This window comes from Streptomyces sp. NBC_00016 (assembly GCF_045040885.1).
Classification (GTDB): Bacteria; Actinomycetota; Actinomycetes; order Streptomycetales; family Streptomycetaceae; genus Streptomyces; species Streptomyces coriariae.
Genome location: NZ_CP108304.1, coordinates 9,373,491 through 9,392,661, shown reverse-complemented (window position 1 = coordinate 9,392,661; position 19,171 = coordinate 9,373,491). Strand labels below are relative to the sequence as shown.

At 72.6% G+C, this 19,171-nt stretch carries 13 protein-coding genes; 8 read left to right on the top strand and 5 right to left on the bottom strand.

Features of this window, described 5'->3' with window-relative positions; all coding sequences use genetic code 11:
* Positions 1 to 242 precede the first annotated feature (242 nt).
* The 5 genes from abc-f (at position 243) to OG933_RS41475 (ending at position 10,954) form a co-directional block, all read left to right on the top strand.
* Positions 243 to 1,931 carry a ribosomal protection-like ABC-F family protein gene (abc-f, locus tag OG933_RS41495; protein ID WP_405632380.1) on the top strand — a complete coding sequence of 563 codons (1,689 nt, stop codon included), beginning with the start codon at positions 243 to 245 and terminating at the stop codon, positions 1,929 to 1,931.
* Between the two features lie 229 nt (positions 1,932 to 2,160).
* Entirely contained in the window at positions 2,161 to 4,302 is a 2,142-nt protein-coding gene (locus OG933_RS41490; RefSeq protein ID WP_405632378.1) for a DUF4139 domain-containing protein, read from the top strand.
* 8 nt (positions 4,303 to 4,310) lie between these two features.
* Positions 4,311 to 5,870, top strand: a complete 1,560-nt coding sequence (locus OG933_RS41485; protein ID WP_405632375.1) for a mucoidy inhibitor MuiA family protein — start codon at positions 4,311 to 4,313, stop codon at positions 5,868 to 5,870.
* Positions 5,871 to 6,087: 217 nt separating this feature from the next.
* Positions 6,088 to 6,411, top strand: coding sequence for a CU044_2847 family protein (locus OG933_RS41480; protein ID WP_362526672.1), 324 nt, complete (start codon positions 6,088 to 6,090; stop codon positions 6,409 to 6,411).
* A 16-nt stretch (positions 6,412 to 6,427) separates the two neighbouring features.
* On the top strand, positions 6,428 to 10,954 hold the full coding sequence (locus tag OG933_RS41475) for a trypsin-like peptidase domain-containing protein (RefSeq protein WP_405632374.1): 4,527 nt from the start codon (positions 6,428 to 6,430) through the stop codon (positions 10,952 to 10,954).
* A gap of 59 nt (positions 10,955 to 11,013) precedes the next feature.
* On the opposite strand, the gene lexA is transcribed toward OG933_RS41475, so the two are convergent.
* The 4 genes from lexA to OG933_RS41455 form a co-directional block, all read right to left on the bottom strand.
* Complete coding sequence (gene lexA / locus OG933_RS41470; protein WP_020127222.1) at positions 11,014 to 11,685, bottom strand: transcriptional repressor LexA; 672 nt, start codon at positions 11,683 to 11,685, stop codon at positions 11,014 to 11,016.
* Positions 11,686 to 11,822: 137 nt separating this feature from the next.
* Positions 11,823 to 12,887: a threonine aldolase family protein gene (locus OG933_RS41465; RefSeq protein ID WP_405632371.1), complete on the bottom strand. Its 1,065-nt coding sequence runs from the start codon at positions 12,885 to 12,887 to the stop codon at positions 11,823 to 11,825.
* Positions 12,888 to 12,958: 71 nt separating this feature from the next.
* The gene (locus OG933_RS41460) at positions 12,959 to 13,609 is read right to left on the bottom strand and encodes a TetR/AcrR family transcriptional regulator C-terminal domain-containing protein (RefSeq protein WP_362526663.1); all 651 of its coding nucleotides are present in this window, start codon (positions 13,607 to 13,609) and stop codon (positions 12,959 to 12,961) included.
* Between the two features lie 318 nt (positions 13,610 to 13,927).
* Positions 13,928 to 14,281 carry a transcriptional regulator gene (locus tag OG933_RS41455; RefSeq protein ID WP_362526660.1) on the bottom strand — a complete coding sequence of 118 codons (354 nt, stop codon included), beginning with the start codon at positions 14,279 to 14,281 and terminating at the stop codon, positions 13,928 to 13,930.
* Between the two features lie 138 nt (positions 14,282 to 14,419).
* Between OG933_RS41455 and OG933_RS41450 the strand changes: the two genes are divergently transcribed.
* On the top strand, positions 14,420 to 15,397 hold the full coding sequence (locus tag OG933_RS41450; RefSeq protein WP_405632367.1) for a zinc-binding alcohol dehydrogenase family protein: 978 nt from the start codon (positions 14,420 to 14,422) through the stop codon (positions 15,395 to 15,397).
* Positions 15,398 to 15,736: 339 nt separating this feature from the next.
* Complete coding sequence (locus tag OG933_RS41445; RefSeq protein WP_405632365.1) at positions 15,737 to 17,554, top strand: serine/threonine-protein kinase; 1,818 nt, start codon at positions 15,737 to 15,739, stop codon at positions 17,552 to 17,554.
* Positions 17,555 to 17,626: 72 nt separating this feature from the next.
* On the opposite strand, the gene OG933_RS41440 is transcribed toward OG933_RS41445, so the two are convergent.
* A complete protein-coding gene (locus OG933_RS41440; RefSeq protein ID WP_405632362.1) occupies positions 17,627 to 18,049 on the bottom strand; it encodes a VOC family protein in 423 nt (140 codons plus the stop codon).
* 91 nt (positions 18,050 to 18,140) lie between these two features.
* Here OG933_RS41440 and OG933_RS41435 point away from each other — a divergent pair, with 91 nt between their 5' ends.
* Complete coding sequence (locus tag OG933_RS41435) at positions 18,141 to 19,139, top strand: helix-turn-helix transcriptional regulator (RefSeq protein ID WP_405632360.1); 999 nt, start codon at positions 18,141 to 18,143, stop codon at positions 19,137 to 19,139.
* The last annotated feature ends 32 nt before the right edge of the window (positions 19,140 to 19,171 follow it).

Sequence of the window (19,171 nt, the reverse complement as noted above, 5' to 3'; positions counted from 1 at the left end):
AAGCACACATTGCATATGTGACGCCAGCAAATCACGGATGGACAGGCGCACGGCTGCTGACATCCGGGGTCCGGCCGCGCCCGAGGCCGCCGACTGTGCCGTCGCGAAGGCTTGGCGGGGTCGAATCCACCTCTCCTCGTTGACGAGACGAACCGTCTCGTCTAGCTTGGTTTTCATCGGCCGGCAGCCCGGCACTCCCGCTGCTCGCCGCCCGTTCCTGCTCGCCCGGCAAAGGACTGCTCTTGCACCGTGCTCCCGTCGACACCACCGTCACCGCCTCTCCTCTCACCACGTCCCAGATCGCTCTTGCCGAGGTGACCAAGCGCTACGGCGACCGCAGGGTGCTCGACCGCGTGTCTCTCACCGTCCGACCGGGCGAAAGGGTCGGGATCGTCGGGGACAACGGCTCTGGGAAGTCCACGCTCCTGCGGTTGCTCGCAGGACAGGAGCCGGTCGACGACGGCCGCCTGACCGTCGTCGCACCGGGCGGGATCGGCCACCTGCGCCAGACCCTCGATCTGCCCGGTTCGGCGCGCGTGGGCGATGCCGTGGATCACGTACTGGGCGAACTGCGCGCCCTGGAACACCGTATGCGCGTCGCCGAGGCCACACTGCGCACGGCCGGCCCCGCGGAGTTCGAGCGCTACGCCGCGCTGGTGGCCGAGTTCGACGCGCGGGACGGGTACGGAGCGGATCGCCGGGTCGAGGTGAATTTGCGCCGGCTCGGCGAGCCCGCGCCACTGGACCGGGAGCGGGTGCTGAGCACCCTCTCCGGAGGACAGCGCTCCCGGCTCGCGCTCGCCGCGACCCTGGCCTCGGCCCCCGAACTCCTGCTGCTCGACGAGCCGACCAACGACCTGGACGACGAGGCCGTGGCCTGGCTCGAAGGACATCTGCGCCGTCATCGGGGCACGGTCGTCGTGGCCACGCACGATCGGGCGTTCCTGGAAGCCGTCACCGGCACCGTCCTGGAAGTGGACCACGACCGGCGCACGGTACGGCGCTACGGCGATGGATACGCCGGCTTCCTCGCCGCCAAGGCAGCGGCCCGCGCCAGGTGGGCGTGGGATCACGAGCAATGGCGCAACGAGGTCGCCCGGCAGGAACACCTCGCCGACTCCGGTATCGGGCTGCTGGCCGGGATCCCCAGCAAGGGGCCGAGAGGGTTCAGCGGTGCCGGCGCCTTTCGGGCGCGCTCGCGGGCACACGGCGCACAGAGCCGCATCCGGAACGCGCGCGAGCGGTTGCAACGGCTCACGGAGCACCCCGTGCCGCCGCCTCCGCAGCCCCTGCGGTTCACCGGCCGCCTCGAAGCCACGCCGACCGCCGAGGACACATCGACGTCAGCGCACCTGGAAGGCGTCCTGGTCACCGGGCGGTTGTACGTTCCGTCCCTGGAACTCGCCCCGGGTGACCGACTCCTCGTCACCGGACCCAACGGTGCCGGCAAGAGCACCCTTCTCCAGTTGCTGGCAGGGGAACTGACGCCCGACGCCGGAAACGTGCGGCGGCCGCGCCGGGTCGGCTTCCTCCGTCAGCAAAGGGCGCCCGGCGACGCCTTCGATGCCCGCACGCTGCTCGCCGCATTCGCGGCCGACCGGGCCGGCCTGCCCGACGAACACGCCGACGCCCTCCTCTCGCTCGGCCTGTTCCGCGCCGCCGATCTCACTGTTCCCGTACGGAACCTGTCCGTCGGACAGCGCCGCAAGCTCGAACTGGCCCGGCTCGTGACGGCCGGCCCACTCGATCTGCTCCTGCTCGACGAGCCGACGAACCACCTGGCTCCCGCCCTGGTGGAAGAGATCGAGGCCGCCCTGGCCCGCTACACCGGCACGCTGGTCGTGGTGACGCACGACCGGCTCCTGCGCGAACGCTTCCACGGACCCCGCCTGGAACTGCCCATGGCCGCCGACCAGCAGGGCCGGAACTGACGACCTTCTTCCACCCACCGTCCCACCTGCCCACCGTCCCACCTGCCCACCTGCCCGCACCGAACGGCCCCTCGGCGGCGGGCCGTTCGGCCGCTCAAGGGCGAGACGCACGCGTCCTGCCGGGCGTTCGCCACGCTGTGAGACGGCGGTATTCCAGCCCGTTCGACCAGGTCCGTCGCCGCTCCGCGTAGGCTTCGCTCAGCACGGACACGGCCGGGGGGCGAGGCACATGACAGCTCGGACGACACAGCGGTGGGGATCGACCCTCGATTCGGTGGTGGTCTACGCCCAGGGCGCGGTCTGCCGCCGCCTGGCCTCGGGCAGCGTGCCGCCGGACGGCCGGGTGCGGGTGGGGGGACTGCCCCGCTCACTGGACCCCGGGTCCCTGCGGGCCCGGGTCACCAGCGCCACCGGCGTACGCGTCACCGAGGCACGGGTGGAGGTCGAGGCCGAGCCGCTCGCCGCGCCCGCCCCCGAATCCCTGCGGCGTGAGGTGGAGCGGCTGCTCGACGAGCGCGCGGCGGCACAGGGTCGTCTGGACCGGCAACTGCGGCTGATCGAGGAGGTCAAGGGGCTGCGGCCGGTCCCGCCGGCCCGCAGGCGCGATGACCCGCACCGCCGCACCCCGGTCGACGCGTGGCTGGAGCTCGCCGAGTTCGTCGACGAGCGGCTGGCCGGGCTGCACACCCGCCTCGTCGAGCTGGAGGAGGCGCTGGGCCAGGCCGATCACGCGCTCTCCGTCGCCGCCGACCGGCTCGCCCGCGCCTCCACCGACGCACCGGCGGCTCATGTGGAGACCACCGTCTCGGCGGTTCTGACCCTCGACGGCACCGGTGACGCGGAAGTGGAGCTGGAGTACGGCGTACCGGGCGCGGTCTGGGTGCCGACCTACCGTCTCACCTACCGTCAGGACGACAGCAGCGGCCGTCTGGTGCTCCGCGCCTCGGTCGCCCAGCGCACCGGCGAGGACTGGACCGGTGTGCGCATCGCCCTGGCCACCGCCGACCTACGGCGCCGTACCGACCTGCCCAGGCTCCGCTCACTGCGGATCGGACGCCGTCAGCCCGCGCCTCTGCCGTCGGGCTGGCGTGAGCCTCCGACGGGCCTGGCCGACCTGTTCGCCGGGTACGACGTGGCACCCCTTCGGCCGACCGGGCCCCTCACTCCCGGGGGCGGCTCCCTCGCCGTGGCCGCGGCGGCCGGCTCCGCGCCCGGTCCGGTTGCGCCGATGCCGCCGGCACCGCAGGGGTACGGCGAGTCACTCGCCGCGGCCCCGCCTGCCTACGGCGCACCGCCCCCTGCGCCGGGCAGCGCAGGCAGCGCATACCCCCAGCCCGTCGGCGGCGGGTCGAACGAGTCCTCGCAGCCTGTCCCGTCGCGACCGGGCGGCAGGCCGCGAGCCCGCAGCATGCCCCTCGCGGCGGCCGCCGCCATGGCTCCCCCGGCTGCCCCCGCCCGGGCGGCAGCACCACCCCTGGCACCCGCGGCCCCTGGCGGCGCTCCACCACCGCAGCCTGCCGCGCCGGCGGCCGGTCCGCCCCGGCCGAGCGGCGCCGAACTCGACTACACCGCCCTCGTGTTGTGCGGCCCGGCCGAGCAGGCCGGTCGCCGGGGCCTGCTGTTTGCGGACTCCCCCTTCGACCCGGTGGCGGCCGAGCACCGCCGCCGTGCCGAGGCGGTGACGGCACTGCCGCTCCCCGGACATGCGGTGCGGCCCCGCGAATCGGCCGGCTCCTTCGACCACCGCTTCGACGCCGTGGCCCGCGCCGACATTCCCTCGGACGGCACCTGGCACACCGTCACCGTCGGCGAGATCCCGGTCGGTCTGCGCACCGAGTACCTCTGCGTGCCGTCCGTGGAACAGACCGTCTACGCGACGCTGGTGCTCTCCAACTCCACCGACCAGGCACTGCTGGCCGGCCCGGTGGAGGTCACCGCCGGTGACGATTTCCTGCTCACCACCGCCCTGCCCACGCTCGCCCCGGGCGGCGAGTGCCGGGTGGGGCTCGGTCCGGCCCAGGGCGTCCGGGTCACCCGCCGTACGAACCTGCACGAGTCGACCTCGGGGCTGCGCAGCAGCACCACGGTGCTCGACCACCGCGTCCACGTGGAGCTGGCCAACCAGCTCGGCGAGCCCGTCACGGTCGAGGTCCGCGAGCGGGTCCCGGTCACCTCCGACGCGGACATCCGGATCGAGGAACGGGCCGACTGGACGGCGCCCCGGGACGGCGCGGGCCCGGAGCGGCACGCACCCGGCACCCGCGTCTGGCGGGTGGACCTGCCCGCCGGCACCACCACCGCCCTCGACGGCGGCTACGAGATCCGTATCGCGTCCGCCAAGACGCTGGCCGGCGGCAACCGCAGGAGCTGACACACCCCATGTCCATGGCACCGCAGCCGATCCCCCTCCCCGTCACCGCCGTCACCTGTCTGGAGGACCGCGCCCACGTCGAGCGCACCACCGTGCTCGACCTGGAGGCGGGAGTCCACCGGCTGCGCCTCGGGCCGGTCAGCGCGCTGGCCGTCGACCGTACGCTCCACGCCGAGCTGACCGCCGAACACCCGGCGACCGTGCTCGACGTGCGGATCGTCCGCGACTGGACGCCGCGCGGGCCGCGGCCCGCCGACGGCGACTCCGCCCTGCGCCACCGCGTGCACACGCTCGAGGAGGAGCTGCTCGCCCTCGGGCGTCGGCGCGACCGGCTGCACGCCCGCGTCGACGCGCTGGGCCGTCTCGCCGCCGATCTGCTGCGGGAGATCGGCGAAGGCGCCGGCTCCGGAGAATCCGAAGGGCTCCGCTGGACCCGCGAACTGGACCGGGTGGACGAGGAACGCGACTCCTACGGCGAGCAACTGCGCACCGTGGACGCCCGACTGGCAGGACTCGGCGCCGAACTCGCCGAGGCCCGGCGGGTCATGGAACTCTCCGAGGAGCAACCCGCCGAACTGGTCGGGCACATCGAACTGACCCTGGAGGCCACGGCCGCCGGACCGGCCGACCTGCGCGTCAGCCACCTCACCCCGTGTGCGCTGTGGCGGCCCGCCTACCGGGCGGTACTCGACGGCGAGTCCCTCACGCTGGAGACCGACGCGATGGTCTGGCAGCGCACCGGCGAGGACTGGTCCGACGTACGGCTGACGCTGTCGACGGCACGCTCCGCACAGTCCACCGAGCCACCCCGGCTGGACGAGGACCGCCTGACGCTCCAGGACCGGACCTCCGCAGAGCGCCGCTCCGTCGACGTCGAGCTGCGCGAGGAGGAGATCGCGGACCTCGGTCCGGTACCGGTGCTCGGGCTGCCGGGAGTGGACGACGGCGACGAGGTGCGGGTGCTGAACTCCCCCGCGCCGGTCTCCGTGCCCGCGGACGGCCGCGCCCACCGTGTGCCGCTGTCCTCCTTCGCCACGACCGCGAGCATCGAGTACGCCTGCACACCCGAGCTGTCCCCGCTGGTCACGCAGGTGGCGCGGTTCGACAACCGGTCCGGCCACGCACTGCTCGCCGGACCCGTCGACCTGATCCGCGGCAGCGGATTCACCGGCCGCGGCACCCTGGACTTCACCGCTCCGCACGCCCCCGTCGAACTTGCCTACGGCAGCCGCGACGACCATCGGGTCGTCCGGCACACCGAGGAGACCCGGGACACCGCCACGCTCACCCAGCGGACCGTGGTCACCCGCACCGTCACGCTCCACGTGTCCCGGTTCTCCTCCCCCGGCGAACACGGCGAACGGGTCATCGTCCTGCGCGAACGGATCCCGGTCTCCGAGGTCTCGGCGGTGGAGGTACGGCTGCGCAAGGAGGCCTGCTCTCCCGCCCCCGACACGGTCGACGCCGATGGCATCGCCTGCTGGAGCCTGGCCCTGCCACCCGGCGGCCGACGCACCGTCACCCTCGTCTACGAGCTGTCGGCGAGCGCGAAGGTCGCCGGGCTGTAGGGCGCCGTCCCGCGTGGACACCACGCGCTGGACGGCGTCTCCGACGATTCGCATGCCTCGCGCTCGCCGATCCGTATGAACATGCGTATGAACGCTCACCGTTCCGTATGAACAGCGGCACCCCTCACCTCGATCCGCAGGGTCCGCGAGGTCCGGGCCCAGTAGCGTCGGCGCCCATCCGGTCACCACGAAAGGTGCCGGACATGGGGGGAGCTACATGCACAGCGTGGTCAGGGTTCCGCTGGAAGGCGGGGGCGTCATCCAGTTCGAGGCCGCGGCGGAACACGACGGTCCCGTCAAGGTCGGCCGGTTCGGGGACGCCGTGAGGGAGCTGCCCCAGACACTGCAACAGTCTCTGACACCGGTGGGCGATGCCGCACGAGCGGTGCTGGACCAGTTGAGGCGGGCCGGTCCCGACGAGATCGAGGTGGAGTTCGGCGTGACCCTGTCCGCCGAGGCGGGAGCCGTCATCACCAAGGGGACGGGCGCGGTGCACATGAAGGTGAGAGCCGCCTGGAGCGACAACGGGACCTCGCGGTAGGGGTGGGGGCCACGACATGACACATCCCCACGGCACCCCGATCCCTCCCGCCGGGGCGGACGCCGGAACCGGAACCGCCTCGATCACCCACTCGATCGCCCGGGTGCGGGCCGCGGGCGACAGCACGGCGGGGACGGGATTCCTCGTCGCTCACGACCTCGTCCTCACCTGTGCCCACGTGGTCCGCGCCGCCGGCGGTGGTCCCGGTGCCCGAATAGACCTCGAGTTCCCCCACCTCCCGGGCGCACCGCGGACCGCGGCCCGCGTGCAGGTGGAGGGCTGGCGGACGCCCGACGCCGAGGACATCGCCGTCCTGCGGCTGGAAGAACCGCCGGCGGGCTCCGTGCCGCTGGCCCTCGGATCCGCCGAGGGGTGTCGCGGTCATCGGGTACGTTCGTTCGGGTTTCCGGCCCACTCGCCCGACAGCGGCCGCTACGGCTTCTGCACGGCCGGTGATCTGATCCCGGCCGGCGGCGACACACCCGCGCTGATGCAACTGACCGACGCCAACGACCTCACGTCGGGCTTCAGCGGCGCCCCGGTCGTGGACGAGACGACGGGCCTGGTCATCGGGATGACCACGGCGATCACGCCCCAGGACCCCTTCCTCAGAGGCCTGGACGTCGCCTACGCCACGCCCACCCGGACTCTGCGGGAGGCCTGGCCCCTGCTGTCCGAGAGCCGGGTCAGTCCCTATCGGGGGCTCGAGCCGTTCACCGAGGAGCACGCCAGGTACTTCCACGGCCGGGAAGCCGTCGTGGAGGAGGCTCTGGCCGTGCTGGAGAGGCAGCGGCGGGTCATGCTGCTGCTCGGCCCCTCGGGTGCGGGCAAGTCGTCCCTCGTCCGGGCCGGCCTGCTCCCCGCCCTGGCCGAGGGCAGGGTGCCCGGCAGCAGCCGGTGGCTGGCCGTGACGGCCCGGCCGGGGCAGGATCTGACGGGCGAGCTGGAAGCGGCCGGACTGACCGGTGCCGCCACCGAGGACATCGCCTCGGCGGTGGAACGCCGGCTGGCCGGAGAACCGACGACACGCCGTCTGCTCGTCGTCATCGATCAGTTCGAGGAGCTCTTCACCGGCACGGCTTCCGGTACGGCTTCCGGTACGGCGACGCCGGACGAGGTCCTGGCGGACATCGCCCGGCAGCTTGTCGCGGTGATCGATTCGGACAGCGCCGTCAGTCTGATCCTGGTCATGCGGGACGACTACTTCGCCCGGCTGGCCTCCTCGGCCCCGGATCTGCTGAAGGCCGTGACACCGGGCCTGTTCCCGGTGCGTACCACCCTGGACATCCCGGAACTGCGAGACGTCATCGCCGAGCCGGCACGGGTCGCGGGTGCGCACCTGGAAGAGGGTCTGCCGGAAAGGATCATCTCGGACGTGCTGGCGGCCGACCCGGCTGCCGCCGCCGACCGGAAGGCATCGGCGACACTGCTGCCGGCTCTCCAGCTGACGCTGAGCCGGCTGTGGGAGGACCGCCGCGACGGCCGACTCACCCACGACGCGTACCAGCGGCTCGGCGGGGTCGCCGGGAGTCTCACGGCGTGGTGCGACCACGCGCTCCGGGGGCTCGCGCCCGAACTCCGGCTCATCGCGGAGCGGATCCTGACGGCGCTGGTACGCCCCGCCGACGACGTCCACGCGATTCCCGCCACCCGCCGTCAGGTGTCCCTGGACCATCTGCGCGCCCTGGCAGCGGATCCGGCGGCGGACGGCCGGGAGGTCGAAGAAAAGGACGAGAAGGACGAGAAGCACGAGAAGGTCGAGAGGGTCGACCAGGAGTCCGGTGAGCGGGTCGGCCAGGACTTCGACGTGGTGCTGGGCCTCCTGCTCAAGCGGCGGATCATCACGACCCGGGTGGCACCTCGCGCCGGCGGCGGTCAGGCCCCGGCGACCGCCGAACTCGTCCACGACGCCCTGATCCGCGACTGGGGCACACTGCGCGACTGGGTGGCCGCGGACCAGGAGTTCCAGTCCTGGCTGCACCGCACGGCCGAGCGCCAGGCGCGCTTCGCCGGGTCGGGGCGACAAGGCACCGGCAAGTCCGACGCCCCCGACCCGGGTGACCTGTTGGACGGGACCGATCTCGCCGCGGGGCTCGTATGGTCGAAGCAGCGTGGACTGCCCGACGGCATCGCCGACTTCGTCGCCACGAGTCAGGCGCGAAGGCGTGCCGTGGCCCGCAGGGCACGGCGGATCAAGGTCTCGTTGGCCTGTGTACTCACCCTGGCCGTGATCGCGTCGGGACTGTTCCTGTGGCAGCGCAGAGCCTCGTCGGAGCAGGCCGCGGCACAGGCCCGCCAAGCCGCTGCACAAGCCCGCAGGACCACCGCCCGCAACCTGGTGGGAAACGCCGAGGCGCTCCGCGTCAGCGACCCCCGGCTCGCCCTCCAGTTGGGGTTGGCGGCCTACAAGCTGGACGCGGCCGAGCCGGCGACGCGGACGAGTCTGCTCGAAACGCTGACGACCTCCAGTCACCTCGCCACCCTCGACGGCCTCGGCACCGAACCGACCTCACTCGCCCTCTCCCCCGACGCTCGCATGCTGGCGGCGGGGGGCGCCGACGGGTCCGTGCGGTTCTGGGACATCTCCCGCCCGGAACGGCCCACGTACATCGGGAAGTCCGAAAGCAAGGTCGATGCGAGCGCGGTCGGTGCGCTCGCCTGGCGTCCGGACAGCAAGGTGCTGGCGGTCGGGGACTCGAAGGATTTGGCACTCTGGAGTACCGCTCGTGGCGCCGCCCCGGTGAGAATCGGCTCGGCGACGGTGTCCAGCGCGCCCATCACCTCCGCCGTATGGTCGGGCGACGGCCACCGGCTCGCGTTGGCCAACTACCGCAACAGCTACGTCCTGGACGTCCACATCGATCCCGGCGGAACCGCCACAGCCAAGCCGACGGTCAGGATCAAACACGGTGGCGACCCGTCGGACAAGGCCGACCGTCTTGCCCTGTCCGCCGACGGCAATCTTCTGATCACCAGTGACGGAAGGAACTCCGTCCGGTTGTGGGACACGGCCGGCGCCGCCTTCCACGAACTCGGCGCCCCCCTGCCGCTCCCCGACGAGTTGAACCGTGTCACCTCCGTGGCCCTGTCGGCCGACCATCGCACATTGGTTCTCGGCACCCTCTCCGCACACATCTCCGTGTGGGACATCCAGGACCCGCGCCATCCGAAGGAACTGCAGGACACCTCGTCCTCCGTCTATGTCGGCCTCTACAGTCCGGTGCGAAGGGTGGCGTTCATCGGTGACGGCTTACTGGCCTGCGGCGGCGACGACGGCCGCGTGCAGCTCGTGCGGCTCGACACCCTGCCGTTCCAGCGCACGGACATGCCGCTCGTCCACGGTGCCACGGTGAACGCCATGGCCGCCGACGTCTCCCACCACCTTCTGGCCACCGGCGGCATCGACGGCAGGGTCCTGTTGTGGAACACGGCCGACCGGGAGCGACCGCGCCGGCTCGGCACCCCGCTGGCAGGTCACGCCACCGGCTCCACCACAGGGAAACTCACCGCCGGAGGAACCCTCCTGGCGAGCAGCGCCACCGACGGCAAGACCCTCCTGTGGGACGTCGGGCGGCCCGACCGCGCCCGGTCTCTGGAATCGGTCGTCAACCCCGGGCCCGGCCTGCCGGACGAGTGGCGACAGGCAGCGCTGGGTTCCGCGCTCTCCCCCGAGGGGGATCTGCTGGCCACCGCAGGCGGCGAGCGGCTGACGGATGTCGTGCTCCGGAGGACGGACGGCGGCAAGACGCGGCCACAGGGCAGCCCGCTGCGGGGCCACAAAGGCGTGCCCCAGGCCTACGGCTGGTCGCCCGACGGATCCCTGCTGGCGACGGGTGACTTCAACGGCAAGGTCATCCTCTGGGACACGAGTCATCCGGAACGAGCCTTCCGCCGGGCGGAGTTGACACATCCCAGCGGTCTCCGCCTGGTGTCCTTCGCTCAGTCGACACACACGCTGCTCACCGTGGGCACGGACGGCAAGGCGGTGTTCTGGAAGGTGCCGACCGGCTCCGGGCACCCCACGAAGATCAGCACCACGAACCTCGGCCAGATCGGCAGCGAGCGCTCGTCGTTCACCCTCTCCGCCGACGGCAAGCTGCTCGTGGTCGGTCACAGCACCGCGGCCCTGTCCCTGTGGGACGTGTCGGACGTGCGCAGCCCCAGCCGCCTGTCGCACCTCACCGCGGTCCAGGACGGTCCGGTGGGGTCGGTCGCCGTGTCTCCCGACCGCTCCGTACTGGCGGCGGGCATCGGAATCGGGACGGTGCTGCTCTGGGACCTGACCGACCCGAGCCAGCCCCGCAGGATGGGCCCGGCCCTGCACAACCGACTGCCGATGCCTTTGGCGATGGCGTTTCTCCCCGACGGCCGGACGCTGGCTTCTCAGACCATCACGCAGGTCGACCTGTGGGACCTGTCCCCCGTGCTGTCCGCCCGCCACGACCTGCCCCGCCGGGCCTGCGCCCGACTGGCCGACGCGGGACTGTCGCCGACGGCCTGGCAGCGGTACGCGGGCGACACGGAGTACCTCAAGAGTTGCTGACCAGGCCGCCCGACGGCGCGAAGCCACCCGTGCGGTCCGCGCGCGGGTGGCGCGCCCGCCTAGAGCACGCGCAGGACGCCGACGACCTTGCCGAGGATCTGCGCCTCGTCGCCGCGGATCGGCGCGTAGGCCGGGTTGCGGGGCATGAGCCACACCTGCCCGTCCTGTCGGCGCAGCACCTTGACGGTGGCCTCGTCGCCCAGGAGCGCGGCGACGACGTCCCCGTGATCGGCGCTGTCCTGGCGCCGTACGGTCACGATGTCGCCGTCGCAGATCGCCGCGTCGATCATGGAGTCGCCGGAGACCGTCAGGGCGAACAGGTCGCCGTCGCCCACGACTTGGCGGGGCAGGGCGTAGACGTCCTCGACCATCTCCTCGGCGAGCAGCGGGGCGCCGGCGGCGATCCGCCCGACGAGCGGCACATCCACCCGCGTCTCGCTCCTGCCGCCGAGGTCGGGCGCCCAGGAGGGCCGGACCCGGTAGGCGCGGGGACGTTGCGGATCCCGGTAGAGCACGCCCTTGCGTTCGAGGGCCATGAGCTGATGAGCGACCGAGGACGTGCTGGCGAGTTCCACGGCCTGGCCGATCTCCCGCATGGACGGCGGGTAGCCCTGCCGTTCGACCGACTCCGTGATGTAGCGGACGATGGCCGACTGGCGGTTCGTCAGCTCTCCTTCGGCGGTCCGGGGCCCCGGGGGACGCCCCCGGCGGGCGGACGCGGTGTTCTCCATCCGGGGCACCTCCGTGCAAGATCGTTCGGAATGACCCTAACCTGTCATCCCCCATAAATGGAACACCTTATCGAATCCCCCGGCTCGGGGGCCCGTGATCCGGGTTCTCGGTGCCGCCGTCCCGCGACTTCGGCCGGTCAGACGACGTGGCGCTCGACGGCCCGGAGAAGGTGGTCGACGTCCTCCGGCGCGGTGGCGAAGGAGGTGACGAAGCGGACGACGCCCGGCGCCCAGCGGTCGTGGTAGAAGGCGTAGCCGTCGGCCAGGAGCCCCTCGGTGACCTGTCGGGGCAGACGGCAGAAGACGATGTTGGCGTCGGCGGTGCCGAGCAGGCCGACCTGGGGTATCGCTTTCAGACCCTCCTGGAGTCGGACGGCCATGGTGCCCGCGTGGGTCGCGTTGCGCAGCCACAGGTCGTCGGTGAGGTAGGCGTCGAGCTGGGCGGCGTGGAAGCGCATCTTGGACGCGAGCTGACCGGCGCGCTTGGCCCGGAAAGACAGTTCGGCGGTGAGGGAACGGTCGAAGACGACGATCGCGTCGGCGGTCATCGTGCCGTTCTTGGTGGCCCCGAAGGACAGCAGGTCGACGCCCGCCCGCCAGGTCAGCTCGGCCGGGGTACAGCCGAGTGAGGCGACGGCTCCGGCGAACCGGGCGCCGTCCATGTGCAGCCGCAGCCCCGCCTCCCCGGCGACCGAACCGAGGGTGCGGATCTCGTCGAGGGTGTAGACCGCTCCGGTCTCCGTGGCCTGGGTGACGCTCACCACCGAGGGCTCGACGCTGTGCACGTCCCCTGCCTTGTGCCGTGCGGCCGCGCGCAGTTCACCGGGGTCGATCTTGGCGTCGTCACCGCCGAGCGGCACGAGCTTGGCGCCCGCCGTGTAGAACTCGGGCGCCCCGCATTCGTCGTTGTTGATGTGGCTGTCACGGTGGCACAGGACACTCCCCCAGGGCGGCGTCAACGCGGCCAGACTCAGCGCGTTCGCGGCGGACCCCGTGGAGACCGGCAGCACATCGACCTCACGCTCGAAGAGGTCGCTCAGACGACGCCGGACCGCGGCCGTGCTCTCGTCGGCGCCGTAGGGCATGGCCTGGCCCGAGGCCGCCCGGGCCACGGCCTCGATGATCTCCGGGGAGGCGCCGGCGGCGTTGTCGCTGCTGAAGACGCGCGCGACGGGGGCGGTGGCGGGGGCAGTGGTGCTCATGGCGGAAGTCCTCGCTTTGCGTTGACGGCTCGACGCGGCAGGGGCGGCGCCCGGTGCCGGGGAACGGGGTGTCACGGGGCGGACCGGCGCGGGTCCGCCGCACGGATGAGCTGGTCCAGGGCACCGTGGTAGACCTCGTGGTCGGTCACGGCGGAGACGATCGCGGTCAGGTTGCCGGTCAGCGCCGGGAATTCACCGGGGTCGAGCGCGGCCAGCGCGGTGCGGGTCGCCGCTTGGGCGGACTTCGGGTCCCGGTGGTCGACGAAGCTCGCGCTGCCGAGGGTGAGCAGGTACATGCGCCGGTACGCGACGATCGCCTCCTCGGTGGTCATGCCGGCCGCAAGACTGTGGGCGAGCTGCGGCTCCACCAGGCGGGCCAGCAGGTTCGGGCCGAGCCAGGGCCGCGCCCCGCGCAGGGCGAGCAGTCCCGGACGGGTCGCCAGCAGTCGGTACAGCGCGGTGAAGCGGGTCCCGGTGGCAGCCGCCCAGTCGGCGTCGGGGTCGACCTCCGGCAGCCGGGCGGCCAGGTGATCGGTGCACAGGTCCAGCAGGCCGGCCAGGTCGGTGCAGCGACGCTGAAGGGAGGCGAGGGAGATCTCCAGGCGGGTGGCCAGCGCCCGGAACGTCAGTGCCTCCGGGCCGCCCTCGTCGATCAGGAACAGGGCGGTCTCGGCGATACGGTCCGGCGTCGCGCGGTCCAGCGAAGGGGAGTGACGGGGCATACGAGTCATCGTACGGTACGCCGTATCGAACGGGCGGCCGCAGCGAGGCCGCCACTCATTCCGCCGGTCCGCCGATCCGCCGAAGTGACCGTCGAAGCGGCTGAAGCACCCGCCCCTGACCCGAGGTTGGCCGACTCTCACCGGCTCAGCGCATCGACATATCGAACCAAAAGGACATCGGCACATCGCCGCCGCATCGGCACATCGCCGCCCCATCGACCCATCAGCCCATCAGCCCATCAGCCCATCAGCGTCAGCGCGCCGCCTCGCGGACGGGAGGCGGCCAGACGGCAGGCCTCGGCGCGTGGGGCCCGCCGATCAGTCGGCGGCTACGACCCCGTCGTCACGCAGCAGCAGGGCGAGCAGCCCGGGAAAGCGCTCCTCGAACTCCTCGCGGCGCAGTCGGTTGACCCGCTTCGGGCCCTCGTCGCGCTGTTCGACCAGGCCGGCGCCGCGCAGGACCGAGAAGTGGTGACTGAGCGCGGCCTTGCCGACGGGCACGTCGAAGCTGCCGCAGCTACGCGTCCAGTCGGCGGAGCCCGCCAGGTCGCGGATCAGCTTGATGCGCACCGGGTCGGAGACCGCCGACAGCGCTGTCAGCACGGACACCTCCCGGGGATCCGTGTGCACCGGCGCCGCACGGTGACCACCGCCCGCAGCCTCGTTCGACATGCCCCTCCCGTCTCCACGCATGCCCCGACGGGACACCTCACGGAGCGTCCCGGCGGGTTGCCGAGTGTTCGACGGATATCTTACAGTCCCAGTGTTCGCTTCTCGTTGAACACTCATCGAAGGGTGCGGTGATCCGTCATGCGCGCAGTCGAGTTCCGGGAGTACGGCGCCCCCGAGGTGCTGCGGGTCGTCCGGGCCGAGACCCCCGAACCCGGGCCGGGCCAGGTCTCCATCGACGCCGCCTACGTCGGCGTGAACTTCGCCGATCTCAAGGCGCGCGCCGAGGGATACCGGGTGCGGTCGCTGCCGTTCCGGCCCGGCCTGGAAGTGTCCGGGCGGGTCCGGGCCGTGGGCGACGGCGTTCAGGGGCTGCGGGCCGGGCAGGAGGTCGCCGCGCTGGTCGACGGTGGCGCCTACGCCGAGGTGGTCGTCGCCGACGCCGTCACCGTCTTCCCGCTCCCCGAGGGCCTGGACCTGCGTACCGCCGCCACCTTGCCCACCGTGGTGCCCACCGCGTACGCCCTGCTCCACGAGGTCGGGCGGCTGCGGGCCGGGGAGACGGTGCTGGTGCAGGGCGCGGCCGGCGGCATCGGCACGGTGGCCGGTCAGCTGGCCCGGGCGGCGGGCGCCGGCGCCGTGTACGGCGTGGTGTCGTCCGCGGCGAAGGCCGAACACGCGCTCAAGCACGGCTACGACGAGGTGTTCGTCGGTGACACCTTCGCCGACGAGGTCCGCCGCGCCACCGGCGACAGGGGGGTCGACCTGGTGCTCGACCCGGTGGGCGGCGACACCCTGCACCGCGGTCTCGACGCGCTCGCCGTCTTCGGACGCCTGGTGTCCTTCGGGAACGCGAGTGGCGCCGAACCGTGGCACGTCGGGCAGCCCGAGCTGTACGCGCAGGGCCGTTCGGTCGGCGGCTTCTCCATCCTGGGGCTCGCCCGGTCCGCGCCCGAGGCACTGCGCGCCCTCGCCGAGCGCGCCTTCCGTACGGTCTCCGACGGCACGGTGAGCCTCCCGGTCACCGCGGAGTTCCCGCTGGAGGACGCGGCCGAGGCGCACCGGCTGATGGGCGGGCGCACATCGACGGGGAAGCTGCTGCTGCGGACGGCCGGCTGAGGGCGGTCACGGCGCGCACCCGGCCGGCCGCCCCCGGTCGCGCCGTGCACCCCGGCGACCACTTCCCCGTCGGCCAGGATGTCCACGCCCGTGCGGAACGACGCCATGCGCGGGCGCGAGGCGCGAGGGGAGACCCACAGGAGTCGCACATCTGTACTGATAAGTTCCGAATATCCCTTGGGTGGATTTTGGCCAGTAGGGTGAGCGGGCGGTCGGGCGAAAGACACACCGCCACCGGGGAGTTCCGGATGTGCCGCCCTTTCGTCTGCCGCCGTTCCGGAACTTCGGGCGGCCGTGCTGTTGTCGCGCGCCGCCCTGTGCCACCAGGGGGGGCAGGCCATGCGGGTGCTCGCGGACAGATACGAACTGGTCGAGGCCGTCGGACGCGGCGGAATGGGGGAGGTCTGGCGCGCCACCGACCGGGAGCTCGGCCGCACCGTCGCGGTGAAGGTGTTGCCGCCGGAACTCACCCGGCACGAGGAGTTCCGCGTCCGGTTCCGTCGCGAGGCGCGCACCGTGGCCTCGCTCAACCACCGGAACGTCGCCGTGCTGCACGACGTCGGCGAGGACACCACCGACGACGGGACAACTCCGTTCCTGGTCATGGAGTTCATCGAGGGGCGCACGCTGACCGCCGCCCTGGCCGACGGCGCGTTCACGGTCGTCAGGGCGCTGGCGGTCGCCAGGGACATCGCCGACGCCCTCGCCCACAGCCACTCCCAGGGCCTGATCCACCGCGACATCAAACCGTCCAACGTCATGCTGACCTCCGAAGGCGGCATCAAAGTCCTGGACTTCGGGATCGCGAAGGTCGTCGCGGAGACCACCACCCGCCTCACCGCGACGGGCATGACGGTGGGCACCCCCGCCTACCTCTCCCCCGAGCAGCTCACGGGCCGGCCGGTGGACGGCCGCTCCGACCAGTACTCCACGGGCTGCCTGCTCTACGAACTGCTCACCGGGCGCCCCCCGTTCCTCGGCGACTCCCCCTTCGCGGTGATGCACCAGCACATCAGCCAGGAGCCGGTCGCGCCGTCCCGGCTGCGCCCGCAGATCCCGGCCGTGGTGGACGACCTCGTGCTCCGGACCCTGGCGAAGGACCGTGAGCAGCGGCTCGGCAGCGCGGCCGAGCTGCGGGACACGTTGGCGGCGACCCTCACCGCGCTCAGCACCCCGGCCGCCGCGCCGAAGCCGCGGACCACCGCCCAGGCCCCGGCCACGCCGCCCGCGCCCGCCGTGCCGCCCGCGCGCACGAAGGCCGACACCGAGGCGGGTCCCGGGCACACGGCGCTGGCGCAACAGGAGACCCGTACCGCACTGACGCCGCCCAGGCCCGCGGTCCCGCCTCCCGGTGGGCCGGTCGACCCGGTCGTGCCCGGCGCCGCGGACGGTGGTGCCCGGACGCCGTACGCCGCGCCGACGAGCGGCGGCCGGTCGTCCTCGCCCGGCGAGCGGCGGTTCACCGTCACCACCGGCCGGATCGTCGCCCTGCTGGGCATCGTCGTCTCCGGCGTCGTCACCATCGGCTACCAGGACGCGTACGCGGACGCCTCCGACGAGCTCGTCGGTGTGTGGGTGGCCGCCGTCGTGCTCGGGCTCGCCCTGTTCCGCTGGCTTCCCGTCACCTCGACGCTGCTGTGGTGGGGCGCCGGGGCTCTGGTCATGGCGAGCGTCGCGGTCGGCGGCGGGGTCGACGACTACGACTACACCTCGGTCACGGAGTCCGACTTCAGCACCCTCTACTACTACGACTCCTCCTACGGGGCGTACTACGAGCTGCCGGCCGACTCCTCCGGCCACCGGCTCTTCGAGGACGACTACAGCGGCGGTTACGATCCCGCGCAGGCCGACGTCAGCCAGGACTACACCGCGCACGACAACATCGAGATCCTCGCCGTGCCGGCGCTCGCCCTCGCCACGCTCTGCCTCGTCCGCGCCTTGAGCCGGCGGCGCCCCTCGCCCCTCGCGGCGGCGGCCGGCCTGACCCTGGGCGGCCTGGGAGTCGGCTGGCTGGCCCTCGGTTCGGACGACCAGGCCGGGGTGTTCTCGGTGGGCTGGGCCGTGATCGTCGTCGTCGCCGTCGTCCAGGAGATCCGGGCCCGCAGGAACGCCCCGCCCCGTGTCCGCCGCCGACTGCGGTTCGTCACGGCCGAGTAGCGGGCCACGGCCGCCTGCGGGGCCCGGGGAACCGCGTCCCGCTCGGCGGCCTCCCGCTGCCGAGGCGCCGCCTCACGAGGCCGGTGCCACCCGGTCGTCCGGGGCGAACTTCGCGATCGCCGCCGGGGTGACCGGGGTGAAGAAGTTGACGAGGTTGCCGTCCGGGTCGCGGAAGAGCAGCGACCGGTTGCCCCAGGGCATGGTGGTGGGCTCGTTGACGAAGTCGGTCACGAAGCCGGTCAGGTTGCCGTGCACGCGGTCCACGTCGTCGACGAGGAACTCGAGGATCACGCTGTGGTTGTCGGCGGGGCGGGACGAGCCCGGCGCGAACAGCGGGACCGTACGGGTGCCGGCGAGGGCGAGGGTGGCGCCGGGCGTCCCGAGTTCGGCGAAGTCCTCGGTGAACCACGTCGCCTGCACTCCGGTGGCCTGCTCGTAGAACGCGACGAGGCGTGCGACGTCACCGGTGATGATCCTGATCGAGACGAAGTCCATGGTGCTCTCCTTGGTTCTGAAGCCGTTGCGCCTCGCACGCTAGAACGAATAGTGGACAGAATCGGTCCACTATGCGCGCTAGGCTCGAAACATGTCCCGACCCACCGGCCGCGTCCTCACCCTCCTGGAACTGCTCCAGTCGGGCGGCACCCGGACCATGCGCGAACTCGCCGACCGGCTCGGCGTGGACGGACGCACCGTGCGGCGGTACGTGGACCAGCTGATCGACCTCGACGTCCCCGTCGAGTCGGTGCGCGGCCGCTACGGCGGCTACCGCCTCGCCCCCGGCTACCGCCTGCCTCCGCTCATGCTCGGCGACGACGAGGCGATCGCCGTACTGCTCGGCCTGGTGGCAGGCCGCCGAGCGGGGCTGACGACGGCGACAGCCACCGCGAGCGAGACGGCGGCGGCCAAGATCCGGCGCGTGCTGCCGGAGCGCCTCGCCCGCCGGCTCGACACCGTCCTGGCATCCCTCGCCTTCACGGAGCCTCCCGGCGAGTTCGCCACCCCCGACGCCGGGGTGCTGCTCACCCTCGCCGACGCGGTACATCACCGCCGACCGGTCTCGGTCAGGTACACCGACCGCGGCGGCCGGCGCAGCGACCGCACGCTGCACCCGTACGGGGTGGTGGCCCACGAGGGCCGGTGGTACGTCACCGGCACGGACCCCGGGATCGGGGAGGAACGGACCCTCCGACTCGACCGCGTCACCGACGCGAGGACCCTGCCCGGGTCGTTCGAGGCACCCACCGGACCGGACCCGGCGCAGCGTGTCCTGTCCGGGTTCGCCACGGCGGCCTACCGGCACGAGGTGACCTTGCGGATCCACGGGACGGTCGAGCAGATCCGCGCCCGGCTTCCCGCGAGCGTCGCGCGCGTGACGGATCCCGCCTCCGCGGCGGGCACGGATCCGGCGACCGAGCGCTGGCTGCTCGTCGAACTGCGGGCCGAGCGACTCGACTGGCTGCCTCCGGTACTCGCCTCCCTCGACCGGCCGTTCACCATCGAGCGCCCCGATGAACTGCGCGACCTCGTGATCGCGCTCGCGGACCGCCTCGCGGACCGGGCCCGGGGGACGGCGCCGCGCTGACGTGCGCCGTAAGCTGGGCGGTGCGGATTCGT